This is a genomic window from Nonomuraea sp. NPDC049028 (genome assembly GCF_043197735.1).
Lineage (GTDB): Bacteria > Actinomycetota > Actinomycetes > Streptosporangiales > Streptosporangiaceae > Nonomuraea.
The window spans coordinates 407,786-429,856 of sequence record NZ_JBICTR010000011.1 but is presented as its reverse complement, the minus strand read 5'-3'; the positions used below and the strand labels follow the sequence as shown (position 1 = coordinate 429,856).

Below are 22,071 nucleotides of genomic sequence, written 5' to 3'. Positions count from 1 at the left end.
GTGCGTCGCAAACAGTCGGACATCGCCACAGACCCGGAGGCTTTCGAAGCCTTCTACCGGCGGCACGTTGACGCGATCGCGCGCTTCCTGGCTCGCCGGGTCGATGATCCGCACACGGTCGCCGATCTGGTGGCCGAGGTTTTCGTCGCGGTGCTCGACTCCGCTCACACCTACCGGCCCGGGCTCGGCAGCGAGATCGCGTGGTTGTACGGCGTGGCTCGCAACACTTTGTCGGCCGAGCGGCGGCGGGCGTTCAAGGAGACGAGGCTGGCCGATCGCCTGGGCGGGCGAAGGCTGCTCGACTCCGACGACCTCGCCGAGTTGGAAGAGCGGATCGACGCGGAAAGCGTGGCCAGGCGGGCCTTCCAGGCCATGGCCGGATTACCGGACGGTGATCGCGCGATGCTCGAACTGGTCGTCATCGACCAGCTCACGATCGGCGAGGCGGCCACCGCTCTGGGCATCCGGCAGGGGGCCGCCAGGGCCAGGCTGCACCGCGCCCGCCACGCGCTCAGAAATGTGCCGGAGATGGCTCCCTTCGTCATGGAAGGAATGCGATGAGATTCAAGGAGCAGCTGCTGATGGAGCTCAAAACCGAAATCGCCGCCCGGAACACGGCTAGACGTGTGGTCGTCAGGCGGCGTCTGCTCGCCGGAGCGGCGGTGGCCGCGATGGCGGCCGCGGCGGCCGTCGCGGTGCCGTTTCTGACCGGGTCGGAGACCCCGGCCTACGCGGTCACGAAGAACGGCGACGGCTCGGTCACCCTGAAGATCACCGAGTTCAGAAACCCAGATCAGGTGGAGAAGGACCTGGCGACAGCCGGCGTGACCGCCGATGTCTCCTACGTCAAGCCCGGCACCCGATGCGCCCCCGGCCGTGGCGACGCCGACTTCGGCCCCTCGTTCTCCAAGGAGGAGATCACCAGTAAGGATCCCGCGGTCCAGAAGAGGGTCAGGGAAGCGATCGAGAACTCGGTGAACAAGAAGACGTTCAAGTTGGGCCGTGGCGAGGTCCGGATCAGTCCGCAGTACATCAAGACGGGGCAGACGGCCGTCATGGAGTTCGTCGAGAACGCGGACCAGACCTCGGGCCCGGAGAAGCCCAGAGCCCTGTGGGGGTTCAGCGGCTATCTCATCACCGGTCCGGTCAAGCCGTGCAAGGTCATCGACGACCCGTCCTGGGACAAGATGCCCGACCCCAAGAAGCACCCCGAGGCATACCCGCCGGCCGGCAGCTGACCCGCGTAGCTGGCCCACCGCCGGGCAGGCTCCCGCCCGGCGGTGGGCGCTTAACCGAGGGAGGCGGGGCGGTAGCCGTCCGTGGCCGCGATGAGCTCGTGCAGCGTGCCGGGCTCGGCGCCCGCGTGCCCGGCGTCCTCGACGATTCGCAGCTCCGCCTCCGGCCAGGCCAGATGCAGGTCCACCGCCGCGTCAGGCGGCGTCTTCATGTCATAGCGGCCGTTCACGATCACGCACGGGATGTGCCGGATCGCGGCCACGTCGAGCAGTTCGCCCTCCTCCAGGAAACACCCCTGGCTGAAGTAGTGCGCCTCGATGCGGGAGAAGCCCACCAGCTCCTGGTCGTCCAGAGGTGGCGGTGGGGCGGGGAGCAGGGTGTTCGCCGACAGCTCCCAGGCCGCCCAGGCCCGCGCGGCCGGTACGTGCACCTCCGGGTCCTGGTCGGACAACCGGCGGTGGTAGGCGGCGACCAGGTCGTCCCGCTCCGCCTCCGGGATGAAGTCGCGGAAGGCCGCCCACTCCCGCGGAAAGAGCCGGGCCGACCCGGTGCCGGTGAACGCCCACGCGTCATCGGCCTTGCTCGCCAGGTAGACGCCGCGCAGCACCAGCTCGCTCACCCGCTTCGGGTGCCGCCGCGCGTAGGCCAGCGCGAGCGTCGACCCCCACGACCCGCCGAACACTTGCCAGCGTTCGATGCCGAGGTGCCGCCTGAGCCGCTCTATGTCCGCCACGAGGTGCCAGGTCGTGTTGGTCTCCAGCGACACCCCTGGGTCGGCCGCGTGCGGTCGGCTGCGCCCGCAGTTGCGCTGGTCGAACAGGACGATGCGGTACGCCTCGGGATCGAAGAACCGCCGCTGCGGCGGTAACGACCCGCCACCGGGACCGCCATGGAGAAAGACGACAGGTTTGCCGTCGGGGTTGCCGCTGACCTCCCAATAGATCTCGTTCCCGTCGCCCACATCAAGCATCCCGGTCTCGTACGGCTCAATAGGCGGATAAAACGTTCTTTGTCCCATGGCTATCAGACATACACGCCGACGCCGCATGGCGCGCACGCTCGCCGCTCCTGATTCAGCTACTCGTCAGAAAGCATGTTCAGGAGGTGAAGGAGGCGCCGCTTACCTGATGTCCAAATGGCTGGCGGACCTGCCGGCCGGTGACGAGGTCAGGCTGTGGCTCTACGGCGCGGCCCGGCGGATCCTGGCCAACCAGCGCCGCGGGACCCTGCGCCGTACGGCCCTGACACTGCGCCTTCGCGAAGAGCTCTCAGCGTACGCCGGCACGACGTTCGACCAGGCCCCGGAAGGGGCCAGGGAGGCGTTCGCGCGCCTGTCGGACGACGACAGGGAGTTGCTGTCACTCGTGGGCTGGGAAGAGCTCAGCCCCACCGAGATCGCCAAGGTGCTGGGCTGCTCGCGGGTGGCGGTGCGCCAGCGCCTGCACCGCGCCCGCAAGCGCCTGGCCCCTGACCCCGGCCCCGGCCTCACACCGGGCGCGCGGGAGATGCTGACCCAGATCATGGACATGGCCGAGCCCGCTCCGCGCGCCCGGCGCACGAGGTGGCGGCCGTTGATCGCGTTGCCGATCGCGGCGGCGCTCGCCGGCGCGGGCTGGTCGGCCACGGTCGTCCTTGGCGCCACGCCCGCCGCCGCGCTGGACATCAAGGACGAAGGTGATCACTACCTCATCGAGGCGAGACGCCGATGGACGAGGAGCTCATGCGCACGATCCTCCGGAAGGACGGCTGCGCCGCCGACGAGAAGAGCACGTCATGATCGCCGCCAGGGCGCTGACCGGTGCACTGCTGCTCGCGGTGACCGCCGCGACACCGTTATCGGCCGCCCGGGCGAGCGCCGGACCCGCCGGGAACACGGTGACCCTGATCACCGGTGACCGCGTCATGGTCGCCGGCAAGGGATACCGCGTGACACCCGGCCCTGGCCGGGAGGTGACGCGAACTCGAAGCGGGCCGGGCGGTCTCGGTGGAATCCCGAGCCGACCGGCCCGTTCTCACATGCCCGTGCGATCCCGGGTGAGGCATGATCGGTGTCAGAAACCCGCCACCGGGACCGCCATGGAGAAAGACGACAAGTTTGCTGATCCGCTGATCCGCTGATCCGTCCCAGCCGTTGAGCCGTCAGACGGAGGCGGTGAACAGCTTGCGCATGATCTCCAGAACCTCGTCCCGGTGGTCGGCGGTCATGGGGATCTCGTTGCGGCGCAGTTCGTAGATCGCGGCGTACGTGACCCCGACCGGTGCGGAGAGCGACAGGGACGTGATCACATGGCTGTGCCCAGAGCCGGCCGCGTAGTGATCGGTGGCCTGCGCGGTGGAGTCGGTGTAGGCGAGTACGGCCCTCTTGATCCACGTGGTCAGGAGCGAGCCGTTCGCTCCCAGGACGGCGTTCTTGATCCCGTCGAGCTCCATGGGCAGGATCTTCTTGTCCTGGACGGCCCGCCGCTCCGTCTCGGCGATGGCCTCGGCCTTGGCCGGAGCGTCACCGGGCCCTCTGGACAGCTCGTTCTTGGTCTTGCCGGTCGCGAGGGCGAACGCGTCACAGCGGTTCCAGATCAGTTCGCCCAAAGCGGCGGCGATGGCGTCGATGTTCGTGCGTAACTGGTTCAGGTACCGGTCCGCGAGCGGCCGCGCGGCGAGGGCCAGTACGTAGGCGTCGCGGCGCGACTTGGGGAAGAAGCGCTGCATGTTCTTGTCGTCGGCCTGGCCGATGGTGTCCGCGTGGCGGCTCTGCACCGACGCCATCGCGTCGTTCACGATCATCAGGGTGATGAGACCGACCTGATCCTTGGTCAGCAGGTAGCCGCCCTCGCTGGAGATCGCCTTGGCGCTCTTGGTCAGCTCCGCCAGCAGGGCCAGGGCGGCGGTGTGGCTCGAGGTTCCGGTGAGGTCGTACTTCGCCTTGTACGTGATTCCCGTCGTGCCGGTCACCACGTCCACGTCGTCGCCGGGATCGATCTTCTTGCCCGGCAGCCATCGGGCGGCGTTGATCAGGCAGATCTGGGTGATGGTCGTGGGCTTGGTGTACTGCACGGTGATCTGCACCGTTCCGGTGGCGGTCGCGGGCGCCTTGCGGTACCAGAAGAGCCCTTGCGCCCCGGGTGGGTACATGTTGACCGCCGCGCCCGGGGCGAGGATGATCATGTTGTCCGCGCTCGTCGCGGCCGTCGCCTGGTCGACCTCCTGCTTGATCTGCTGGCGCAGGTTGATGAGCGTGCCGATGTCGGCCTTCATGTTCGCCATCATCGTGTCGATGTTCAGGCCGTCCTGCTCGTGGCCCTCGATGACCCATTCGGCCGAGATGGTGTCGTTGGTGAGCCGGACCCGCCCGCTCTTGCAGACCTGGTGGTCGCTGTTGCGCTGAGCGCCCAGCCAGGCCTGGTTCGCGGGGTCGATGCTGTAGACACCGATGTTCTCGCCGCCGATGGTCAGCGTCCTGGCCGGGGCGACTGCCGTGCCCGGGTTCACGTTCCCCGGGAAGGACACCAGATTCGTGAGGTTGGGGTCCTCGGTGTACTCGAGTCCGCCGTAGACGCTCAATTTCCTAACCCCCTTCATACGGGCCGTCAGGCGCGCGCACCCGGGGACACGCTGGGTCGCCAGGGGGCTGGAATCGCTGCGTCGCTGAAGCCGCCTCATGGTATGCCGGGCCGCCGCGGCCGCCTAGGCCCAGATTCGGCCCCGGGGTCCTGGCAGCCGGGAGCGCCCAGGGCCTCCCGTTGGGGTGGTCCTGGGCGCTGTGGCGGCGAAGCTCAGCCTGGTTGACGGACTACCAGACCTGGAGCAGGGCGCCGAATTCCAGGTCCACGTCCCAGACGCGGGAGAATATGATCACGGATCCGCCGTCCGCGGCGCCGCAGTACACCTTCTTGCTGACGGCCGAGGTGATGCCCTGTGCGGCGACCTCGTCGAACCAGTTGGTGTAGGAGTAGATCGGGCCCCCGCTGTCACCGTGTGCGACGGCGCAGCCGCCGCCGACGCTTTTGGCGCGGACCATGTGCTTGACGTACTGACCGTTGGTGTAGGTGCCGCTCCAGCCGGTCTCGGTCACCTTGATCAGGCAGTTCTCGCCCAGAGTGGCCCCGGAGTTGCAGACGAAGTTGCCCACGTGCGCCTTCCACAGCGCCACCACCTTGTTGCTGGTGGAGGCGGTGTTGCTGCCGTCGAAGACGTTCGCGGTCGCGTCGGCGAGCACGATCGCGGCGTCTCGCTTGGCGACGCGCCAGGAAAGCTGACCCATGTAGTTCGCCGGGCTGATGCCTCCGCCGTCGTAGAACTGGTCCCCGACATTGCCGCAGTGAGCGGCGGTGAGGAACCCCGGCGTGCCGTACTTGTCGACGACCGCGAAGCCGGAGCTGCAGCCCGCCCCCGACTGCTGGTTCCAGGTCCGGCCGCCCGCGTAGTAGCTCGGCACGTCGTCCTGCCTGCTGTAGGCCGGGCTGAACTCCTCTCCTGTCTCCAGCGTGATCGGCGCGCTCGTGCCGCTGGGCCGCTGCAACTGCTGCGGGTCGGCGTCCTCCCCGGTGACCGAGAGCCGGATGCCGCTGCCGTCCGCCTGCGGCGCCGCGCCGCTCGCCTGGCCGGCCTCGGCCCACTTCTCGGCCTCCCGCAGGAGCTGCGCGTTGGTGTAGGCGGCCGGCAGCACGGCCACCGGAGCCGTCTGCCGTCCCTGGTCGATCGTGGTCTGTACGGCCGGCGGCACCGCGCCCCGCCAGTACAGGCGTACCTCGTGGTTCTCCGGTGCGACGACGATCCCCGCGTAGCCCTCGGCGTTCTCGGCCGACTCGATGATGCGGTCGGCCACCCCGTTCAGCCGAGTCTGCTCCGAGAACAGCGCCTTCCAGTCGGCGAACCCGCCCGGCACCGCCCCCCGCGGCCCCGTCGCGTCCCTGTCCGGCGTCTTGCCGCCCGGGTCGTCGATGGCCCGCGTGGTCACGCCCGGGTCGTCGGTGGCGGTCTGCGCCGTGGCTGCCCCCGCGCCCAGAAAGGGCAGCAGCGCACAGGCGGTGCTGAGGATGGTCAGGCGTAAGCGGACTTTCTGCTGCATGAGTGAAACCCCCGTGTCTGTGACAAACGCGAGTCATCACAGCATGGGGATCACGGTTTGTTCCGCGTCCAATTACAAGGGCGGTGTGTGCACCCCGCCCTTGTGCCTGATCAAGGTCAGGCTCAGGGAGCGGTTCCCGTGGGTAGGGTCGTACGAATGAATCGCGTCTGCCTGGTCACCGGGGCCAACCGGGGCATCGGATTGGAGGTCTCTCGCCAGCTCGCGCTGGCCGGGGACACCGTCATCCTGACCGCCAGGGATCTGGGGAAGGCGGAGAAGGCGGCGAGCGGACTGCGCGGGACCGTGGAGCCGCGGCAATTGGATGTCGGTGATCCGGTGTCGGTGCGCCGGTTCGTCGAGGAGTTGCCGTACGACAAGGTAGATGTCCTGGTCAACAACGCCGCCATCCACTACGACACCTGGCAGCGAGCCGAGAACGCCGACCTCGACGTCGTGCGGGAGGCACTGGAGACGAACCTGCTGGGGACCTGGCGGGTCACGTTGGCGCTGCTGCCGTTGCTGCGGGCCGGCGATCACGGGCGGGTGGTGAACGTCTCCAGCGAGGCCGGGTCGCTGGCCGTCATGGGCGGCGGCACCCCGGCCTACACTGTGTCGAAGACCGCGCTCAACGCGCTGACCAGGATGCTGGCCGCCGAGCTGCGCGAGGATCGGATCCTGGTGAACTCCGTCTGCCCTGGGTGGGTGGCCACCGACATGGGCGGGCCCGGCGGGCGGCCGGTCGCCGAGGGGGCGCGGAGCGTGCTGTGGGCGGTGAATCTGCCGGATGGCGGGCCAACCGGGGGATTCTTCCGTGATGGCGAGGCTCTGGCCTGGTAAGCCACCCGTCAGCCGGTGGTCCGGCGGCGGTGGGCCTTCTGCCTGCAGGCGCCGCCGCAGAAGCGGGGTGGGCGGCCGGTGCGGGACGTGTGAATGACGGTGCCGCACTCCTCGCAGCGGGCGGACTCGGTAGGGGTTTCGTTACGGGTCTCCTGTTTCGTAACGGGTTTCGTTACGGTGGGCAGCGGGGAGCGTCCGGTGCGGAGGCCGTCCAGGACGAGGGCGGTGGCCCTGCCCGGGGTGGTGCTGTGCGTCTCCATCGTGAGGCATCCCGCCATTAGGGCCATGACGTCCGTCAGCTGCGCGTCCGGGCGTACGGCTCCGGCCTGGCGGGCCCGGTCGAGCAGGGCGGCGAGGGCGGTGCCGTAGCGTCGCCGGGCCTCCAGCGCCATCTCCGCCTTGAGGCCGGAGGCGAAGGATTCGCAGAGCGCCTTGTTGAGTCCGGCCTGCTCGACGGTCGAGGCGAAGGCGGTGAAGAACGCCTCCCCGGTCTCCGCTTCGCCGGTGGCCAGCAGGGCGGTGAGCTCGTCGGCCAGGCGTTCGATCCGGTCGTGGACCACCGCCTCGAACAGCGCCTCCTTGCTGGGGAAGTGCCGGTAGACCGTGCCCGCGCCGACGCCCGCGCGTCTGGCGATCACGTCGAGTGGCACTGACAGCCCCTCCGCCGCGAACGCCTCTTGGGCGGCCTCCAGCACGCGGGCGCGGTTGTGCCGGGCGTCCGCGCGAGCGGCGATCGTCATGTGGCCTCCCGTGTGCCGGTCTGGTGCCCGGATTGACAACCGGAACGTGCGTTCCGTAGCGTCTAAGCGGGTTGACCGTTCCGATTCTATGCACAACGAGGAGTTCGCATGTCCGTACCGACATACCCGACCGCCCGAGAGGTCGTCGATCGCTTCCTGCGGGCGTCCGTGGACGGCGGGCTGGCCGACCTGTACGCCCCCGACGTCGTGATCGAAATACCGTTCGCCCCGGCCGGCATCCCTCGGCGCACGCAGGGACGTGAGGAGCTGCGGGCCAGGTTCGAGGCCGCCAAAGGCGTGCTGCGCTGGGAGCGGACGGACAACGTGCTGATCCACGAGACCGCGGACCCCGAGGTGGTCATCGTGGAGTTCGAACTCCACGGCTCTCTCGTCGCCTCGGGGCGGCCTGTCGTCTCGACGTACATCATGGTCGTCCGGGTGCGGGAGGGCTTGATCGTCCATTCCCGGGACTACGGGAACCCCATGGGCATGGAGGAGTACCGCGAGGAGCTGATGAGCGCGCTGAACTCCTAGCGCGCGTACCTCATGAGGACCGCGCCGTTGCCGAACGTGCGCGTCGCGGTCAGGTTGAACGGGGTCGGGCGGAACTCGCCGTCGAAGGCGGGGATGCCCGACCCCCCGACCACCGGGTACGCCTTGACGACCAGCTCGTCGATCTCCGGCAGCAGCGTGCCGGCCAGCTTGCCGCCGCCACAGAGCCAGATGCCGAGCCCGTCGTCCTCCTCCTTCAGGCGGCGCACCAGCGCGAGAGGGTCGCCGGAGACGAGCTCCACCGCCGGGTCGGCGATCTCCGGGATCGTGCTGGAGAAGACGTATTGCCGCAGGTGGGCATAGGGGCTGGTCACGCCGACGTCGAGGACCGGCCCGTAGGTGCCCCGGCCCATGAGGACGGTGTCGAAGCGTTTGTTGGGGGCGTCGAAGCCGATCTGCTTCCGGATGTGGGTGGGGACGGTCTCGGGGAACTCCTCGTTGGCGTAGGCGGCCAGGTCATCGGACAGGGGGTAGAAGTCGAACTCGCCGTTCGGGCCGGCGATGTAGCCGTCGATGGACGTCGCGACGTAGTAGGTGAGCTTTCGCAATCGAGTCACTCCATCTGTAGTACTTAGATCGAAGTGATTCAACCGTAGTACTACATCTAGAGTGGTGTCAAGGCTGCGACGATGGAGGACATGAGGCGCGCGAAAGAGACGGACAGGGGTGCGGTCGAGGAGCTCGTACAGGCGGCCTACCAGCCGTGGGTGGCCGTCATCGGCGCGCGGCCCCGCCCTATGGAGGCCGACTACGCCGAGCTCATCTCCGAGGGCCGGGTACACGTGACAGGCGACGACCTCGACGGGCTCATCGTGCTGATCCCCGAGAACGGGGTGCTCTACGTCGACAACGTCGCGGTACGCCCCGGCCTCCACGGCAAGGGCATCGGCCGGAGCCTGCTGGCCTTCGCCGAGCAGGAGGCGCGGCGGCTCGGCCTGCCTGCCCTGCGCCTCTATACCAACGTCAAAATGGCCAGGAACATCGCCCTGTACGAGTCGCTCGGCTACGTCGTGACCGGCCGCAAGGAACGCGAGGGCCGCACGGTCGTGGCCATGCGCAAACAGCTTCCGTGACGGCGGCTCAGCCCGTGAGGACGCCGAGGAGGTGGGTCACCTCGCGGGCCACCGCGTCGCGGCCCGCCCGCAGGTACTTGCGCGAGTCGACCACCTTCTCGTCGCCGGCCAGGTAGTCGCGTACGGCACCGGTGAACGCCTTGTTCAGGTGCGTGGCGATGTTGATCTTCTTCATGCCGTGCCGTACGGCCGCGCGCAGGGTGTCGTCGGGCACCCCCGACGAGCCGTGCAGCACCAGCGGGACCGCCACGGCGGCGCGGAGCTCGGCGATGAGGTCCAGGTCGAGTACGGCGTCCTTGGTGGTCATCGCGTGCGAGGTGCCCACGGCGACGGCCAGCGCGTCGACGCCGGTACGCGCCACGTAGTCCACCGCCTCGTGCGGCTTGGTCCGCGCGCCCGGCGCGTGCACGCCGTCCTTGCCGCCCACCTCGCCCAGCTCGGCCTCCACCCACACGCCGCGCTCGTGGCACCAGGCGGTCACGTCGGCGGTGGCGGTCACGTTCTCCTCGTCGGGCAGTGCCGACGCGTCGAACATCACCGAGCCGACGCCCAGCTCCACCGCCTCCTCGACCAGGGCGCGATCGGTGGCGTGGTCGAGATGCACCGCCACCGGCACCACGGCCCCCCTGGCGACCGCGAGGCAGGCGAGCGCGATGGGTTCCAGGGCGCCGTGGTAGCGGACGCAGTTCTCGCTGATCTGCAGGACGACCGGCAGGCCCAGGGCCTCGGCGCCCGCGACGATGGCGGTGGCGTGCTCCAACTGGATCACGTTGAACGCGCCCACTCCCGCAGGTGATTCGCGGACGATGTCGCCGATTCGGGCGAGGGGCATGACGGCTCCTTTGACGGTTCCTCAGGCGATTCTTCAGACGGTGAAGGCTCGGACGACGAGGGCTCGGACGACGAAGGCTCAGGCGGTGAAGGCGGTTTCTCAGGCGATGACGATGCGGGGGTGGATGTCGGCGTAGACGTCACGGTCGAAGTCGCCCGCCACGGGCGCCGCGACCGCCGCCGCGCCCAGTGCCGCCGCCCGGATGAGCCGCTCGGGCCACGGGGACCGCTCCACGAGCCCCAGCGCCAGCCCGGCGACCAGCGAGTCACCGGCACCGGTCGGGTTGCCCTCCACCTTGTACGGCATGCGCGCCCGGAAGATCCCATCGGGCGTGACGGCCAGCAGACCATCGGCACCCATCGACACGACCACCGACTCGGCCCCGCGACCGCGCAGCGCCTGCGCGCCCTCCTCGGGACCGCCTTCCGGAACGGCCCGAGCGAGCTCCTCGGCGTTCGGCTTGACGATCGAGGGGCGGCCACCGGGCGCGTGCCGCAGCGGCTCGCCGTCGGCGTCCACGATGGCGGGCACGCCGTGCTCGGCGGCGACGGCGGCCAGCGTCGCGTACGCGTCGAGCGGCACACCCCTGGGCAGGCTGCCCGAGATGACGACCGCCTCCGCCGTGGCCAACAGGTCGGTGAAACGGCCGACCATCCGCCCGAACTCGACCGCCGTGACCTCCGGCCCCGGCTCGTTGAACAGCGCGGTCTGGCCTCCGGAACCCCGCCCGACGCCCGCCCCGGCCCCGGCTCCGGGACCCCGCTCGTCGCCCGCCACGGCCTGGCCGGAATCCGCGACCACCAGCGTCGTGCGCGAGTCGGCCGCGATCCCCACGAAGGCGTGCGGCAGTCCGGCCTCCTGGAGGTCGGCCTCGATGGCCTGGCCGGTCGGGCCGCCCGCGAGGCCGGTGACCAGCACGTCCTGGCCGAGCGCGGCCAGGACGCGGGCCACGTTGACGCCCTTGCCGCCGGCCCGCCGGTGTACGGCGGCGACGCGGTTGACCCCGTCCCAGTCGACGCGGGGCACCTGGTAGGTGACGTCGAGGGCGGCGTTGAGCGTCACGGTGAGGATCATCAGGGCTCCACGACCCAGGCTCCGCGCTTCATCACACCCGCTACCTCCAGCTCGTCGGACAGGACCACCAGGTCGGCCGCCTTGCCCACGGCGATCGAGCCGGCGCGGTCGGCGACGCCCAGCACACGGGCCGGCGTCAGTGAGGTGAGCTGGACCGCCTCGGACAGCGTCAGGCCCACCTCCTGGACGGCGCGGCGGAAGGCCACGTCCATGGTGAGCGTGCTGCCCGCGATCGAGTCGCCTTCGGCCAGCCTGGCGACGCCGTCGGTGACGATCACGTCCATGGAGCCCAGCACATACGTACCGTCGCCCATGCCGGCGGCGGCCATCGCGTCGGTGATCAGCGCGGTCCTGGCGGGCCCGGCCACCTCGTAGGCCAGCCGCAGCATGGCCGGGTGCACGTGCACGCCGTCGTTGATCAGCTCGATCGTGACCCGCTCGTCCTCCAGCAGCGCGGCGATGGGGCCGGGGGTACGGTGGCCGAGCGGCGGCAGCGCGTTGTAGAGGTGCGTGGCCACGGTCGCGCCGGCCTCGATGCCGGCCAGCGCCTGCTCATAGGTGGCGTCGCTGTGGCCGAGCGCGGCGAGCACGCCCTCGGCGGCGGCCATGCGGATCGTCTCAAGGGCGCCGGGCAGCTCGGGGGCGATGGTCAGCATGCGTACGTGCCCGCGTCCGGCCTTCAGCAGCTCGCCGAACTCCCGAGGAGACGGCTCACGCAGCAGCCCGGGGTTGTGGGCGCCGCAGCGGGCCCGTGAGATGTACGGGCCTTCGAAATGGATGCCGGCCAGCAGGCCGTCGTCGCACAGCTCGGCCAATGACGACGTGGCGCGGGCCAGGTCGTCGAGCGCGCCGGTCACCAGGCTGGCCACCATCGTCGTGGTGCCGTGGCGCTCGTGCAGCGCCACGGCGTCACGCGCTCGGTCCTGCTCGCCGGTCGGGAACGAGCCGCCCGCTCCGCCGTGGTTGTGCAGGTCGACGAAGCCGGGCACCACGTGCCGCCCGCCCAGGCTGTGGCCCGCGCGAGGGGCGGCTCCGTGCCCGACGTGCGTGATGCGGCCGTCTTCGATGGTCAACCATCCGTCGTGGACTCCCTCGGGAGTCACGATGCGGGCGTCGGCAAGAGTAAGGCTCATGAAGAAAGGATCACAGATCGGGTGAGGTGCAGGGGCTCGTCCGGGTCGAGACCCCTGGCGAACGCCCTGGCGACCGCGACCCGCTGCGCCCTGATCAGCTCGGCCATCGGGTCGAGGCCGGTCTGGAAGAACGTGCCGCCGGTCTCCTCGACCTGCTCGCGCAGGCCCTCGGGGGCCGTGCCGAGCATCCAGGTGACCCGGCCGGGGCCGGCGATGCTGATGGGGCCGTGACGGTATTCCATCGCCGGGTACGCCTCGGTCCACGACCGTGACGCCTCACGCATCTTCAGCGCGGCCTCCTGGGCCAGGCCGACCGACCAGCCGATGCCGAGGAAGCTGAACTGCTCCGCGTCGGTGAGCTCGGCGGGGAGCGGGGCCGCCACGGCCTGCTCGGCGTCGGCGATCGCCTGGGCGAGGTCCTCGCCCAGGCTGGCGCGGAGCATGGCCAGCTGCGTGGTGGCGAACCGGGTCTGCACGACCGACTGCTCATCGGCGTAGTCGAGCACGATGACGTCGTCCGCGGCCGTCATGACCGGCGTGCTCGGGTCGGCGGTGATGGCCGTGGTCCTGGCGTCGGTCCTGCGCAGGAGTTCGAGCACCTCGGTCGTGGTGCCGGAGCGCGTCAGAGCCAGCACGCGGTCGTACGAGCGGCCGGTGGGGGCCTCCGAGGCGGCGAACGCGTCGGTCTCGCCCAGCCCCGCGCGCTCGCGCAGGGTGGCGTAGGCCATCGCGATGAACCACGACGTCCCGCAGCCGACGACGGCGACCCGCTCACCGGGGCGGGGCAGCGCGTCGACGGGTACGTCCGCGACGGCGCGACGCCAGCACTCGGGCTGGGAGTCGATCTCGGCCTCGGTGTGGGTGGTCACCACTTGCCTCCCCGGCGATTGATTGTTTCTGCTGTTTTTATAGCATAAAGGAGCAGAAATTTGCACCGGTGGCTTGACCTCCCAGGTTGTGCCACGCTTGGCCCGACGGATCTCAAAGGGGAGGCATCGTGTCCCGCTACGATCGTTGGAACGCGATTCTCGAGCTGCTCGCGCAGGAAGGACGGCTCTCCGTCGAGGAGGCCGCCCAGGAGCTCGACGTCTCCACCGCCACGATCCGCCGCGACTTCGACCAGCTCGCGCAGCAGCAGATGCTCATGCGCACGCGGGGCGGGGCCGTCGCGCAGAGCGTCAGCTACGACCTCCCGCTGCGCTACAAGACCGCCCGGCACGCCGACGAGAAACACCTCATCGCCGCGGCGGCCGCCGAGCTGGTCTCGCCGGGCGCCGTGATCGGGCTCAACGGCGGCACCACGACCTCCGAGCTGGCCCGCACGCTGGCCACCAGCCCAGCACTCGAATCGGGCGTCACCATCGTCACCAACGCCCTGAACATCGCCTCGGAGCTCACGGTCCGCCAGCACGTCAAGATCGTGGTCACGGGCGGCGTGGCCAGGCCGCAGTCCTACGAGCTCATCGGTCCGCTGGCGTCGGGCGTGCTCGAACAGGTGACGCTCGACGTGGCCTTCCTCGGCGTGGACGCGCTCGACGTGGAGCTGGGCGCCTCGGCCCACCACGAGGGGGAGGCCAGCGTCAACCACCTGCTCATCAGTCGTGCCGCGCAGGTCGTGGTGGTGGCCGACTCCTCCAAGATCGGTAAGCGGGCGTTCTCCCGCATCTGTCCCATCAACCAGATCGACACGCTCGTCACCGATGCCCAGCTCTCCGACTCCCTCGCCGGCGAGCTGACCGACGCGGGGGTAAAGGTCATCCGCGCCTGACGCCCCCGCATTCCCGCCTCCGCCTCAGGGTGTTCCCCAACACTTCCGCGGGCCGTAACGGCGCTCGGCCACCATCCGGTCAGAGGCCGTCTCCTGGAGGACCCCAGGCATGGTCGGCGGGTGGCGGGTAACCCATGCTTGCCGTACAAGAGCCTTCTCCTGAGGACCCCAGCCATGGTCGGCGGGTGGCGAGTAGCCCATACGTGCCGTACAAGAAAAGAGTGGAGTTTGTCGCAGAAGAGCCTGCGGCGGGTAAGAGGAGGGGCATGGCGGGAAGGGGAATCGCCCGGCTTGGGCCTGGAGAGCGGACCTCGGCGCTGGATTGGATGGGGGCACAGGAACTCGACGTGGTCGTGGTCGGCGGGGGAGTCGTCGGCGCGGGGATCGCGCTCGACGCCGTCACCCGAGGGCTCGACGTCGGCCTGGTGGAGGCGCGCGACTTCGCTTCCGGTACGTCGTCGCGATCCTCCAAGCTGATCCACGGCGGCCTGCGTTACCTGGAGCAGCTCAATTTCGAGCTGGTCAGAGAGGCGCTGCAGGAGCGGGCGCTGCTGTTGCAGCGGATCGCGCCGCATCTGGTCCGGCCGGTGCCGTTCCTGTTTCCGATGACCCACCTCGGGTGGGAGCGCCCGTACGTGGGGGCGGGGGTGGCCCTTTACGACACGCTGGGGTTCGCCACGGGGCTGGCTCGCGGGGTTCCGGGGCATCGGCACCTGTCCAGGAGCAGGGCGTTGCGGCTGGCGCCCGCCTTGAAGCGGACCGCGTTCACGGGCGCGGTGCAGTACTGGGACGCGCAGGTCGATGACGCGCGCTACGTGATGACGATGCTGCGTACGGCGGCCACCTACGGCGCGCACGTGGCGCCACGGGCCCAGGTCGTGGGGTTCCTGCGCGAGGGGGAGCGGGTCACCGGGGTGCGGGTGCGCGATCTGGAGAGCGGCGCCGAGCTGGACGTACGCGCCCGGCAGGTGGTCAACGCGACCGGCGTGTGGAGCGACGACATCCAGGAGCTGGTGGGCGGCCGGGGACAGATCCATGTACGGGCGTCGAAGGGCGTCCACCTGCTGGTGCCGCGCGACCGGATCCACTCGCTCACCGGAATCATCCTTCGCACCGAAAAATCCGTACTTTTCGTGATTCCGTGGGGGCGGCACTGGATCATCGGGACCACCGACACCGAGTGGAAGCTGGACAAGGCGCACCCCGTGGCGTCGCGGGTCGACATCGACTACCTCCTCGACCACGTGAACGCCGTCCTGTCCGTGCCGCTGACGCGGGACGACGTCGAGGGCGTCTACGCGGGGCTGCGGCCGCTGCTGTCGGGTGAGTCGGAGGAGACGTCGAAGCTGTCGCGTGAGCACGTGGTGGCGCATCCGGTTCCCGGTCTGGTGATGATCGCCGGCGGGAAATATACGACTTATCGGGTTATGGCAAAGGACGCCGTCGACGCCGTCGCCCACGGATTGGACCAGCGGGTGCCGAGGTCGTGCACGGACCGCATCCCGCTCGTGGGCGCCGAGGGCTACCAGGCGCGGTGGAACGCCAGGCACCGGCTCGCCCACACCTCGGGCCTGCACGTGGCCCGCATCGAGCACCTGCTCCAGCGGTACGGCTCGCTCGTCGACGAGGTCCTGGAGCTGATCGACCACGACAGGTCGCTGGCCCGGCCGCTCGGCGGGGCCGACGACTACCTGCGCGCGGAGATCGTCTACGCGGCCACCCACGAGGGCGCCAGGCATCTCAACGACGTACTGACCAGGCGGACGCACATCTCGATCGAGACCTTCCACCGTGGCCTGGCCAGCGCCCACGAGGCCGCCGAGCTCCTCGCCCAGCCGCTCGGCTGGGACGGGGAGCAGGTCAAGCGCGAGGTCGAGTACTTCACCAAGCGCGTCGAGGCCGAACGCCTGTCCCAGGAGCAGGACACCGACCAGGAGGCCGACGCGATCAGACTCGGCGCACCCGAGATCGTGCCGGTCGCCCTCCCGGAGCAGTGACGCCTTTCAACGGCCCTCTCATTGGGGCTTTTAGTGGAGCGGGATGTACGCCTGCTCGGCCAGCGTGGTCGCGTCGTTGACCTGGACGCCGTCCGTGGAGACGGTCCAGATCGAGTCGCCGATGACCATCGCGCGCTGGATGCTCGGCTGGTACGCCCCGTCCTTCGGCCGCTGGACCGGATGCTTGATCATGCCGAGCTTCGTCACCGCGGCGTCGTCGATCTTCAGGACCACGGCGCCGATCTCCTCCTTGTTCTCCGCGTAGGTGTTGAGCGGAATGACCGACAGGCCGGTCTTGGGCCAGTACAGGAACGCGTGGGGGTCCCACTCCGCCTCGGAGCCCGAGTTCTTCTGGAACATCTGCGACAGCCGCTTCGGATTCGCCGGGTCGCTGACGTCGAAGAGCGAGATCTGCGTGCCGAGCGTCCTGCCCTTCTCGCTGGCCTCCTGCCCGATCCCGATCAGCCGGCCGTCGGCGCCGGGGTGGAGGTAGGCGGAGTAGCCGGTGATCTTCAGCTCGCCGGTCACCTTGGGGGCGGCCGGGTCGCGCAGGTCGAGCGTGTAGAGCGGGTCTACCTGCTTGAACGTGACGCAGTAGCCGACCGGGCCGATGAACCGGACCGAGTAGATGCGCTCGCCCTCGCCCAGGCCGCCCACCTCGCCGACCTTGTCCAGGGTGTCGGCCTTGAGGACGTACACGCTGCTGGTGCTGGTCTTCTGGGCCTCGGAGTTGAGCGTGGTGGCGACGCGCAGGTTGCCGTCGTACTCCGACAGCGAGTACTGGTTCAGCAGCCGTCCGGGCACCTTGCCCGAGGCCACATAGGAGGGCGGACCCGGCTTGCTGATGTCGAACCGGTGAACCTCGGTCTCCTCAGGCGGGGCAGTCGGGGTGGGCTCGGGACTGACGGTGGTCTGGGCCGAAGGGCTGAGGGTGACCTTGGCCGAGGGGCTGGGCTCGGTCGGGTCGGGTTCGGTGGCGGGGGCCTGGGGTGTGTCCTCCACGGCCGCCAGCGGCACCGGCCACCACCAGCGCGGATTGCTGCTCACGTACAGACTCTGGCCGGTGCCGTAGACCGTGTCGCCGTCGGCCGCGAGGCTGATCGGGTCGGTGCCCGCCTCCGTGAGGCCCTGGGCCAGGTCGATGGTGTGCACGGTCAGCAGCGAGGTGCCGGTGTAGTCGGCCGGATGGCTGACCCGCGCGCAGTCGACCGTCTTCTTGGTGACGGTCCCGGCCGCGTCCGTGATCTGGATCTTGGGCAGCCAGGCGTCGAGCGGCGCCCGGCGTACCGCGTCCGCGTTCGCCTTCTTCATCTCGGCCTCGGAGGCGTTCTGCTTCGGCTCCGGGAAGGTGATGTCGGGCTGGCTGCGGGTGACGAGCCTGACGGTCGAGCCGACCATCCTGGCGTCCACGTACGTGCCCTGCGGCTTGATCGTCCCGAGCACCTTGGGCTCACCGGACAGGTCCACCAGCAGGTATCTGGTCTCGCCGACAGGCGCGAACCCCTTGTACATGATGTCGCCCCCGCGATACAGCACCAGCGCGCGGTCGCCCGAGACGAGCAGGTCGGCGGGGGCGTAGGCGGGCTCGTCGGCCTTGGTGAGCTTGACGGATCCGGTGATCTTCCTGGTGGCCGTGTCGATGATCCGCAGCGTGCCGCCCGCGACCGTGATGATCCGGTTGCCGTCGGTCTTGACCAGGTCGGGCTCGTCCACTCCCGCCTCGTGGGTGTTGGTCGTGGAGTGCTCCGGGGCGGCGTCGTTGGTCGCCTCCATGGACTTCTGGCGGGTCATGTACATGGGCACCGGGCCGCCGAAGCCCCACTGGCCGACGTTGCTCGCCGCGTGCTCGCGCAGCCCGGCGAGCATGTCGTCGCACCCGTTGTAGGAGACCAGGCGCACCTGCAGGCGCTGCTTCACGGGCGTGGTGCCCCCCGGCGCCGAGGTGCAGGCGGAGATGGCCGTCGCGAGGGCCGCCCCGGCCACGACCGTACGGATCAGCGTCTTCATGACCTCATTGACGGATCTCCGCGCCGAGCGGTTCACGATCATCCAGGGGGGTCGACCGTGAAGACCGGGCTGAAGTCAAGGTTCTCGGGGATGTCGAGCAGCTTGCGCACCAGTTTGCCCTGGAAGTCGACCACCTGGATCTCGTCCCTGGTGGAGTTGTCCTGCTCCCAGCAGTAGAGGTGGGTCTCGTCGTACCAGCCGAGGACCTTGTCGCAGTCGGAGGTGAACCGGCGGACCCGGTTGCCGATCTCCGTGTTCCAGACGCAGTGGTCGCCGTCTCCGCCCTTGGGGCAGTTCGTGATGAACACCTTGCCGGAGGGGGAGAAGATGTCCTGCGTGCCGGAGGCCAGTGAGCCGATGTTCGCCATGGTGCGGGTGGCCTTGCCGCTCGTGTCGAAGAAGCGCAGGCCCCGCCCGGGGGACATGTTGACCACGCCCTCCTCCTCGCCGTCCCAGCCGAAGGCGGTCTTGCGGATCGAGGTGTCGGACACGGTGACCACCTTGGCGTCCTCCGCGGCCACGTCCACGATGACGAAGCCGAGGTAGAGCCAGTCCTTGCCCGATTCCTTCTCGATGTTGAGCAGGATCTTCTTGCCGTCCTTCGACCAGGCGCGGATGCTGCTGATCAACGGCTTGCGGACGGTCTTGATCGAGGTCCTGTCGCCGGACCGCCGGTCGGTGATGATCACCGAGTCGTAGTTGTCGGAGGTGTAGTTGCGGCCGCGGCCGACCATGGAGTGGCCGTCGGGCGAGACCAGCGTCTCCCAGTTGCCGGAGTATTTCGTGAACGTGCCGCGCAGCGAGTTGCGGGCGTAGTCGATCCAGTCGTCGGCCTTCTTGTTGTAGACCTCGTACGAGGTCAGCGTGATCGGGTCGGCCGAATTCTCGTACAGAGAAATGGCGCCGCCGGGTATTGCCCGCTTCGTGCCCCTCCGCGGCACGCCCGGCGGCGTGGTGCTGGGATTCCTGGCGGACGCCGTGGTGGAGGCGCGGCTGTTGGCGGTCAGTGTGGCGGCCGGGGGCTTGGTCTGGCTGATGACCACGCCGACGCCGGCCAGCACGAGCAGCGCGACGGCCACGGTCACGCCGATGACGATGGGCGCCCTGCTCTTCTTCTGCTGGGAGTGTCCGGCGGTGTACGGGCTCGGGTGCGTCGGCCGGTGGTCGCCCGTGTGCGGGTATCCGCCGCCGCCCATGGACGGCGGTCCGTGGTGGTGGCCGGGCACCGAAGGCGGCCCTCCAGGCATGGAGGGCGGCCCCATGTGAAGAGGTTGACCGGTCACGGGCGGTTGACCGTAGGGCGCCGCCTGCCAGGGCTCCGCCGGGGCGGCGGCCGCCGCGGCCTGAGCGAGCATGCCGGAGTTGGGCACCGGGTGCTGCAGCAGGCGCATGATCACCTGCTCCGCCGTCGGCCGCTGCGCCGGATCCTTGGACAGGCAAGCGGCCACCACGTCGAGCAGCGGACCGTGCAGCCCGCTCATGTCCGGCTGGTGGTTCAGCACCCGGTTGATCACCGCGGGCATCGTGTCGCTGCCGAACGGCGAGCGTCCCGAGGCGGCGAACACGATCGTGCTGCCCCACGAGAACAGGTCGGCCGCCGGTCCGACGGTGTGGCCCATCACCTGCTCGGGCGGCATGTACGAGGGCGTGCCCACGGGCATGCTGCTGATCGTCGAGGTGGCGTTGAGCGCCCTGGCGATGCCGAAGTCGATCACCCTTGGCCCGTCGGCGCCGATGATCACGTTGGCCGGTTTGAAGTCACGGTGCACGATCCCGGCCTGGTGGATCGCGGCCAGCGCGGTCGCCGTGCCGATGGCCAGGCGGTGCAGGGCCGTGCCGGTGCGCGGGCCCTCCTCCTGGACGACCCGCTGGAGGGAGGGGCCCTCGATGAACTCGCTGACGATGTACGGCCGGTCGTGCTCGATGCCCGTGCCGAGCACCGCGGCGGTACAGAACGGCGCCACCTGCTGGGCGACCTGGACCTCGCGCAGGAACCGGCCCACGCTCACCTCGTCGCCGGCCTGGTCGGGGCGCAGCCACTTGACCGCCACGTGTGTGCCCGCCGGGTCTCTGGCCAGGTAGACGACGCCTTGGCCGCCTTCGCCCAGCCGTCCTAGGAGAGGCAGACCGCCGAGCCTCTCGGGGTCTCCCGGTCTGAGTGGCGCGAAGGAAGGCATAAAGGGATTCTGTCCCCATGCCATGGATTGGCAAAAACTACCCGCCGGTAGCGATCCGGAATAACCTGCTGCCATGCATGTGACGTCCAGCGGCAAGACGACTGAGATCACCGCACCGTTCACCGGAGAACCCCTTGCCGACCTGCCGGTTTCCGGGGTGGATGACGTACATGAGGCATATGAGAAGGCGCGGGCGGCGCAGGCGGAGTGGGCCGCGCGGCCGGTCGCGGAGCGGGCGCGGCCGTTCCTGCTGCTGCACGACGCGATCCTCGACCGCAGGGACGAGATCCTCGACATCGTCCAGAACGAGACCGGCAAGGCCCGCAAGCACGCCTTCGAGGAGGTGCTGGACGTGGCGGGCTGCAGCCTCTACTTCGCCCGGCGCGCGCCCGGCCTGCTCGCCCCGCGCCGGCGCGCCGGCATCTTCCCCGTGGCCACCCGGGTGACGGAGCTGCGCCGGCCCAAGGGCGTGGTCGCGCTGATCACGCCGTGGAACTACCCGCTCTCCCTGGGCGTCACCGACGCCGTGCCCGCGCTGCTCGCCGGCAACGCCATCGTGCACAAGCCCGACACGCAGACCGCCCTGTCGACGCTGTGGACCATCGACCTGCTGGCCGAGCTGGGCCTGCCGCGCGAGGTCTGGCAGGTCGTGCTCGGCGAGCCCGCCGAGGTCGGCGACGCGCTGCTCGACGGCGCCGACTATGTGGCCTTCACCGGCTCCACCCGGGGCGGCAGGAAGATCGCCGAGGAGGCCGCCAAGCGGCTCATCGGCTGCTCGCTGGAGCTCGGCGGCAAGAACCCGATGGTGGTGCTCGACGACGCCGACCTGGACCTCGCCGTCCAGGGCGCGATCCGCGCCTGCTTCACCAACGCGGGCCAGCTCTGCCTGTCGATCGAGCGCCTGTACGTGCACACCGCCGTGTACGACGCCTTCGCGGAGCGCTTCGCCGCGCAGGCCGCCGAGCTCAAGATGGGCGCGGGCCACGACTGGTCGGTCCAGATGGGCTCGCTCACCTCGCGGCGCCAGCTGGACGCGGTCAGCGCGCACGTGGACGACGCCGTGGCCCACGGCGCCACCGTGCTGACCGGCGGCAAGGCCAGGCCCGACCTCGGCCCGCTGTTCTACGAGCCCACCGTGCTCTCCGGGATCACCGAGGAGATGCGGCTCTGCCGCAACGAGACGTTCGGCCCGGTGGTCGGCCTCTACCGGTTCTCCTCGGATGACGAAGCGGTGGCGCTGGCCAACGACACCATCTACGGGCTCAACGCCTCCGTCTGGACCTCCGACCTCGCGCGGGGGCGCGCGCTCGCCGCCCGGATCAAGGCGGGCACGGTCAACATCAACGAGGGGTACGGCTCGGCGTACGCCTCCTATGACGCGCCGATGGGTGGCATGAAGGCGTCCGGGCTGGGCCGCCGGCACGGAGCCGAGGGCCTCCTCCGCTACACCGAGGCGCAGACGGTCGCCTCGCAGGCCACGTGGCTGGGATTCGAGCCGCCTTTCGGCATGACGTACGACAAATGGGCGGGCGCCCTGGTCACCACGCTCAAGACGATGAAGAGGCTGCGCCTTAAGTAGG

At 69.7% G+C, this 22,071-nt stretch carries 20 protein-coding genes; 9 read left to right on the top strand and 11 right to left on the bottom strand.

All coding sequences use genetic code 11. From position 1 onward, the window contains the following. Nucleotides 1-561: a sigma-70 family RNA polymerase sigma factor gene (locus tag ACGFJ2_RS40955; RefSeq protein ID WP_357948309.1), complete on the top strand. Its 561-nt coding sequence runs from the start codon at nt 1-3 to the stop codon at nt 559-561. Further along, complete coding sequence (locus tag ACGFJ2_RS40950) at nt 558-1,238, top strand: hypothetical protein (protein WP_393477754.1); 681 nt, start codon at nt 558-560, stop codon at nt 1,236-1,238. Before ACGFJ2_RS40955 ends, ACGFJ2_RS40950 begins: the two co-directional genes overlap by 4 nt. Nucleotides 1,239-1,288: 50 nt before the next feature. On the opposite strand, the gene pip is transcribed toward ACGFJ2_RS40950, so the two are convergent. Then, entirely contained in the window at nt 1,289-2,254 is a 966-nt protein-coding gene (pip, locus tag ACGFJ2_RS40945; protein WP_393477751.1) for a prolyl aminopeptidase, read from the bottom strand. Between the two features lie 109 nt (nt 2,255-2,363). On the opposite strand from pip, the gene ACGFJ2_RS40940 reads away from it, so the two are divergent. Continuing rightward, nucleotides 2,364-3,131: an RNA polymerase sigma factor gene (locus ACGFJ2_RS40940; RefSeq protein WP_393477749.1), complete on the top strand. Its 768-nt coding sequence runs from the start codon at nt 2,364-2,366 to the stop codon at nt 3,129-3,131. A gap of 244 nt (nt 3,132-3,375) precedes the next feature. Here the strand turns inward: ACGFJ2_RS40940 and ACGFJ2_RS40935 are convergent, their stop codons facing one another. Then, on the bottom strand, nt 3,376-4,794 hold the full coding sequence (locus ACGFJ2_RS40935; RefSeq protein ID WP_393477746.1) for a hypothetical protein: 1,419 nt from the start codon (nt 4,792-4,794) through the stop codon (nt 3,376-3,378). Nucleotides 4,795-5,023: 229 nt separating this feature from the next. After that, a complete protein-coding gene (locus ACGFJ2_RS40930) occupies nt 5,024-6,301 on the bottom strand; it encodes a S1 family peptidase (protein WP_393477744.1) in 1,278 nt (425 codons plus the stop codon). A gap of 156 nt (nt 6,302-6,457) precedes the next feature. Between ACGFJ2_RS40930 and ACGFJ2_RS40925 the strand changes: the two genes are divergently transcribed. Next, on the top strand, nt 6,458-7,138 hold the full coding sequence (locus ACGFJ2_RS40925; protein WP_393477742.1) for an SDR family oxidoreductase: 681 nt from the start codon (nt 6,458-6,460) through the stop codon (nt 7,136-7,138). An 8-nt stretch (nt 7,139-7,146) separates the two neighbouring features. On the opposite strand, the gene ACGFJ2_RS40920 is transcribed toward ACGFJ2_RS40925, so the two are convergent. Then, nucleotides 7,147-7,878: a TetR/AcrR family transcriptional regulator gene (locus ACGFJ2_RS40920; protein WP_393477739.1), complete on the bottom strand. Its 732-nt coding sequence runs from the start codon at nt 7,876-7,878 to the stop codon at nt 7,147-7,149. A gap of 108 nt (nt 7,879-7,986) precedes the next feature. Here ACGFJ2_RS40920 and ACGFJ2_RS40915 point away from each other — a divergent pair, with 108 nt between their 5' ends. Continuing rightward, nucleotides 7,987-8,412 (top strand): nuclear transport factor 2 family protein, encoded by a 426-nt coding sequence (locus ACGFJ2_RS40915; RefSeq protein ID WP_393477737.1) that lies wholly within the window; start codon nt 7,987-7,989, stop codon nt 8,410-8,412. Here the strand turns inward: ACGFJ2_RS40915 and ACGFJ2_RS40910 are convergent. Next, a complete protein-coding gene (locus ACGFJ2_RS40910; protein WP_393477734.1) occupies nt 8,409-8,978 on the bottom strand; it encodes a dihydrofolate reductase family protein in 570 nt (189 codons plus the stop codon). The two genes, ACGFJ2_RS40915 and ACGFJ2_RS40910, sit on opposite strands and share 4 nt — an antisense overlap. Before the next feature lie 90 nt (nt 8,979-9,068). On the opposite strand from ACGFJ2_RS40910, the gene ACGFJ2_RS40905 reads away from it, so the two are divergent. Continuing rightward, on the top strand, nt 9,069-9,503 hold the full coding sequence (locus ACGFJ2_RS40905; RefSeq protein WP_393477732.1) for a GNAT family N-acetyltransferase: 435 nt from the start codon (nt 9,069-9,071) through the stop codon (nt 9,501-9,503). Nucleotides 9,504-9,510: 7 nt separating this feature from the next. On the opposite strand, the gene ACGFJ2_RS40900 is transcribed toward ACGFJ2_RS40905, so the two are convergent. From ACGFJ2_RS40900 to ACGFJ2_RS40885, 4 genes are all read right to left on the bottom strand, one after another. After that, complete coding sequence (locus ACGFJ2_RS40900; protein ID WP_393477729.1) at nt 9,511-10,335, bottom strand: ketose-bisphosphate aldolase; 825 nt, start codon at nt 10,333-10,335, stop codon at nt 9,511-9,513. 99 nt (nt 10,336-10,434) lie between these two features. Then, nucleotides 10,435-11,409, bottom strand: a complete 975-nt coding sequence (locus ACGFJ2_RS40895; RefSeq protein ID WP_393477728.1) for a 1-phosphofructokinase family hexose kinase — start codon at nt 11,407-11,409, stop codon at nt 10,435-10,437. After that, entirely contained in the window at nt 11,409-12,542 is a 1,134-nt protein-coding gene (nagA, locus tag ACGFJ2_RS40890) for an N-acetylglucosamine-6-phosphate deacetylase (RefSeq protein WP_393477725.1), read from the bottom strand. Before nagA ends, ACGFJ2_RS40895 begins: the two co-directional genes overlap by 1 nt. After that, on the bottom strand, nt 12,539-13,411 hold the full coding sequence (locus ACGFJ2_RS40885; protein WP_393477722.1) for an SIS domain-containing protein: 873 nt from the start codon (nt 13,409-13,411) through the stop codon (nt 12,539-12,541). The genes nagA and ACGFJ2_RS40885 overlap by 4 nt, the downstream gene beginning before the upstream one ends. A gap of 128 nt (nt 13,412-13,539) precedes the next feature. On the opposite strand from ACGFJ2_RS40885, the gene ACGFJ2_RS40880 reads away from it, so the two are divergent. Together ACGFJ2_RS40880 and ACGFJ2_RS40875 are read left to right on the top strand one after the other, a co-directional pair. Further along, nucleotides 13,540-14,310: a DeoR/GlpR family DNA-binding transcription regulator gene (locus tag ACGFJ2_RS40880; protein WP_357948347.1), complete on the top strand. Its 771-nt coding sequence runs from the start codon at nt 13,540-13,542 to the stop codon at nt 14,308-14,310. Nucleotides 14,311-14,576: 266 nt separating this feature from the next. Then, nucleotides 14,577-16,307 (top strand): glycerol-3-phosphate dehydrogenase/oxidase, encoded by a 1,731-nt coding sequence (locus ACGFJ2_RS40875; protein ID WP_357948350.1) that lies wholly within the window; start codon nt 14,577-14,579, stop codon nt 16,305-16,307. A gap of 30 nt (nt 16,308-16,337) precedes the next feature. On the opposite strand, the gene ACGFJ2_RS40870 is transcribed toward ACGFJ2_RS40875, so the two are convergent. Next, nucleotides 16,338-18,314, bottom strand: a complete 1,977-nt coding sequence (locus ACGFJ2_RS40870; protein ID WP_393477717.1) for a beta-propeller domain-containing protein — start codon at nt 18,312-18,314, stop codon at nt 16,338-16,340. A gap of 38 nt (nt 18,315-18,352) precedes the next feature. Further along, nucleotides 18,353-20,491, bottom strand: a complete 2,139-nt coding sequence (locus tag ACGFJ2_RS40865) for a serine/threonine protein kinase (RefSeq protein ID WP_393477713.1) — start codon at nt 20,489-20,491, stop codon at nt 18,353-18,355. Nucleotides 20,492-20,564: 73 nt separating this feature from the next. Between ACGFJ2_RS40865 and ACGFJ2_RS40860 the strand changes: the two genes are divergently transcribed. Further along, nucleotides 20,565-22,070: a succinic semialdehyde dehydrogenase gene (locus ACGFJ2_RS40860; protein WP_393477710.1), complete on the top strand. Its 1,506-nt coding sequence runs from the start codon at nt 20,565-20,567 to the stop codon at nt 22,068-22,070. The last annotated feature ends 1 nt before the right edge of the window (nt 22,071 follow it).

What these genes read in the sequence shown, in the direction of transcription:
- ACGFJ2_RS40870 (WP_393477717.1), bottom strand. Translation starts at nt 18,314, where the DNA reads ATGAAGACGCTGATCCGTACGGTCGTGGCCGGGGCGGCCCTCGCGACG.
- ACGFJ2_RS40860 (WP_393477710.1), top strand. Translation starts at nt 20,565, where the DNA reads ATGCATGTGACGTCCAGCGGCAAGACGACTGAGATCACCGCACCGTTC.
- ACGFJ2_RS40950 (WP_393477754.1), top strand. Translation starts at nt 558, where the DNA reads ATGAGATTCAAGGAGCAGCTGCTGATGGAGCTCAAAACCGAAATCGCC.
- nagA (WP_393477725.1), bottom strand. Translation starts at nt 12,542, where the DNA reads ATGAGCCTTACTCTTGCCGACGCCCGCATCGTGACTCCCGAGGGAGTC.
- ACGFJ2_RS40895 (WP_393477728.1), bottom strand. Translation starts at nt 11,409, where the DNA reads ATGATCCTCACCGTGACGCTCAACGCCGCCCTCGACGTCACCTACCAG.
- pip (WP_393477751.1), bottom strand. Translation starts at nt 2,254, where the DNA reads ATGGGACAAAGAACGTTTTATCCGCCTATTGAGCCGTACGAGACCGGG.
- ACGFJ2_RS40905 (WP_393477732.1), top strand. Translation starts at nt 9,069, where the DNA reads ATGAGGCGCGCGAAAGAGACGGACAGGGGTGCGGTCGAGGAGCTCGTA.
- ACGFJ2_RS40875 (WP_357948350.1), top strand. Translation starts at nt 14,577, where the DNA reads ATGGCGGGAAGGGGAATCGCCCGGCTTGGGCCTGGAGAGCGGACCTCG.
- ACGFJ2_RS40915 (WP_393477737.1), top strand. Translation starts at nt 7,987, where the DNA reads ATGTCCGTACCGACATACCCGACCGCCCGAGAGGTCGTCGATCGCTTC.
- ACGFJ2_RS40920 (WP_393477739.1), bottom strand. Translation starts at nt 7,878, where the DNA reads ATGACGATCGCCGCTCGCGCGGACGCCCGGCACAACCGCGCCCGCGTG.
- ACGFJ2_RS40900 (WP_393477729.1), bottom strand. Translation starts at nt 10,335, where the DNA reads ATGCCCCTCGCCCGAATCGGCGACATCGTCCGCGAATCACCTGCGGGA.
- ACGFJ2_RS40865 (WP_393477713.1), bottom strand. Translation starts at nt 20,491, where the DNA reads ATGCCTTCCTTCGCGCCACTCAGACCGGGAGACCCCGAGAGGCTCGGC.
- ACGFJ2_RS40925 (WP_393477742.1), top strand. Translation starts at nt 6,458, where the DNA reads ATGAATCGCGTCTGCCTGGTCACCGGGGCCAACCGGGGCATCGGATTG.
- ACGFJ2_RS40930 (WP_393477744.1), bottom strand. Translation starts at nt 6,301, where the DNA reads ATGCAGCAGAAAGTCCGCTTACGCCTGACCATCCTCAGCACCGCCTGT.
- ACGFJ2_RS40940 (WP_393477749.1), top strand. Translation starts at nt 2,364, where the DNA reads ATGTCCAAATGGCTGGCGGACCTGCCGGCCGGTGACGAGGTCAGGCTG.